This is a genomic window from Cetobacterium sp. (assembly GCF_048470075.1).
In the GTDB taxonomy this organism is placed as follows: Bacteria; Fusobacteriota; Fusobacteriia; order Fusobacteriales; family Fusobacteriaceae; genus Cetobacterium_A.
Genome location: NZ_DBGBQB010000330.1, coordinates 1 through 2,578, shown reverse-complemented (window position 1 = coordinate 2,578; position 2,578 = coordinate 1). Strand labels below are relative to the sequence as shown.

2 protein-coding genes and 1 pseudogene are annotated in these 2,578 nt (G+C 27.7%); all 3 read right to left on the bottom strand.

Annotated features, from left to right (window positions below; all coding sequences use genetic code 11):
• Positions 1-431 (bottom strand): annotated as a pseudogene (locus ACMOUI_RS11430) (hypothetical protein); the annotation flags it as partial.
• A 37-nt stretch (positions 432-468) separates the two neighbouring features.
• Positions 469-1,239 carry a PmeII family type II restriction endonuclease gene (locus ACMOUI_RS11425; RefSeq protein WP_418965821.1) on the bottom strand — a complete coding sequence of 257 codons (771 nt, stop codon included), beginning with the start codon at positions 1,237-1,239 and terminating at the stop codon, positions 469-471.
• Entirely contained in the window at positions 1,232-2,356 is a 1,125-nt protein-coding gene (locus ACMOUI_RS11420) for a DNA cytosine methyltransferase (protein ID WP_418965820.1), read from the bottom strand. Before ACMOUI_RS11420 ends, ACMOUI_RS11425 begins: the two co-directional genes overlap by 8 nt.
• Positions 2,357-2,578 lie beyond the last annotated feature (222 nt).

Below are 2,578 nucleotides of genomic sequence, written 5' to 3'. Positions count from 1 at the left end.
GGATTAAAGTGTGCAAGCTTTGATTTATATGTAAAAATAAAAATTATAAAAAATAAAACTATAAAAAGTTGATTATTTGAAATACTCAATGCAACGAAAAAATATCCTAAATAACTTGGCAAAAAACTTTCATTTGCATATTCTATCTCTGTTATACTACCTTCTTTTATGTCATACTTACTTCCACTTGCCCATGTAGCTAATAATAATGCTAACGAAAAGAGTACCAAACAACCCAAATAAACTATTCCCAAACAAATAATTTTATATTCTTGTAAAATTTTTAAGAGTTTTATATTAAAGTTATTTACTGCAAACTCTTTTAACCAATTTGGATATAAATTATCTTTTAGACAATATACATATATAGCTAATGATATTGAGTCTAAAGCGTAGAATACCTTCAAAATACTTTCTAATTTTATTTTCACTTTTATCACCCCCAAATAATCTATTTAAGAGTATTTTCTATATTTTACCTTCCCTAGCCATTTTTATTTTTTTATTAATTACTGTCGAATTTTCAGAGCTAGAATTAAATTTTAAAATCTCTTCCCAATTTAGACTCCCGTCTTCATTACCGAAGACGTCCATAAATTTTTTAAAAAGCTTATTTAAGCATTTGTCCCATTCACTTTTAAAACTTTCTTTATGTTCGTCTGCAACCATTCCTATATAATCAATTAATTTTATATAGAAATTTTCATCTCCTGTTAACTCTTTCCAAAATAATTGTCCAGCTACTTCTTCAAAAACATTTTTATTCTCTTTAGTTGTTTTTCTTTTACCGTAAGAATATCCAACTATTGGAGTTACTGCAATTCCTTTTAATCTTTTTTGGCTTTCTTGAAAAGCATCATTTTGTCTTTTCTTACTCATAGCATTAAAAACATTTGGCCCTGACTTTACAGCATAAAGCTTAACAGATTTCATATCTTCAGACCAAACTTCCAAATCAATACTATCTGTAGAAGATTTTCTACCATTTGGTGTAATATTGATTGCCACTTCTTCAAAAAAATCTCCAAATAATGTTTCATCTGATGATGTTTGAGTATCCATTAATAAATCTCTTACAAAATTGTACCCATCATTTGTACCAAATGCTCTGTATAAATATGGATTTTTTCTTTTTAGAATTCTAAATATATCATTTTCAGATAATTTTTCAATTCTTCTTTGATAAAATTGACTTAAAGCTTTTTCTATAACAAGTAAGTTTTTATCAGAATTATTCATTTAATCCTCCTAGTTTTTTCAAATCTTTTATATGTTCCATTATTGCAGTTCCTATTATATGAGATAATCCAACTGGAACAGCATTCCCTATTTGTTTATAAATATCCATAATACTTCCACTAAATTTCCACCCTTCTGGAAACTGTTGTATTTTTTGATATTCTTGAATACTTAATGGCCTATCCTCATAAGGATGTCCCAAATTAGTTGACTTTTGATTTGGTGAAGTTAACAATGTAGGACTTGGTCTGTCTATATAAACTCTTCTAAAGAAACCAACTCTTCCACCTGTTGAGTTAAAAGCACCACCCAAAGCTTTTTTTTGAAGCTCTAAAGGTAAATCCTTCCAATACCCTCCGCCTTTAGGAATCAATTTCATATAACTGAGTTTTTCTTCATTATATTTAACGTAAGTATGCTCTATGTTTTCTAGCTCTTTTATAATATTTTCAATAGTTACCCACGGTAAAAGTCCATCTATATTTTTATTGGTATGAGTAGGTTTCGGAATTTCTATTTTGTATCCATCTCTACTTCCAATAAAAATAACTCTTTCTCTTTTTTGAGGAATCCCATAGTCTGCACTATTTAATAAGTTAAAATCAACTTCATATCCAATTTCTTTAAATTTATTTAATATATATTTTAAAATTGAACCTGGTTTTTCTTCTTCTGTTAATTCTGGAAAATCCTTACCTCTTTGATTCAAAGGTCTGTGTTTCAAGGCTGCTGATAGAATTCCTTTAACATTTTCTAAGACAAAATACTTTGGTTTAATTTCTTCAATAATTCTTATATAATGTAATAATGCATTGCCTCTCAAGTCATTAAAAGCTTGTCTTTTTCCTGCTGTTGAAAAACTTTGACATGGTGGCCCACCTATTATTAAATCAACATCGTCTTTTTTTAGTTTCCCTGCTTCTAGAATTTCTTCTGATGTAACGAGACAAATATCTTTTTCTAGCAAGACTACATCTGGTTTGTTTAATCTAATTGTTTGACAAGCTTTTTTATCTAATTCAAGACATACTTTTATTTCAAAGCCAGCTTGTTCAATCCCTAAATCAAGTCCCATCGCACCAGAAAAAAATGAAAGAACTTTAGGTTTATTTTTCATTAATTTATTCTCCTTATAATTATAATTTATCCATTATTATATCATATATCTTCTTTATTTTAAAACTTATTCTCTAAGAGAATGTAATATCAGTATATCTTTCATTAAATTTATAACACAAATCTTTCTCAACATCGGACTCCATTGTAAATTCTATTCCTTTATATACAAAAGAATCTTTTTCACTATCTATTTCACATATATTCCCATCATCAAATATAA

What these genes read in the sequence shown, in the direction of transcription:
- ACMOUI_RS11425 (WP_418965821.1), bottom strand. Translation starts at nt 1,239, where the DNA reads ATGAATAATTCTGATAAAAACTTACTTGTTATAGAAAAAGCTTTAAGT.
- ACMOUI_RS11420 (WP_418965820.1), bottom strand. Translation starts at nt 2,356, where the DNA reads ATGAAAAATAAACCTAAAGTTCTTTCATTTTTTTCTGGTGCGATGGGA.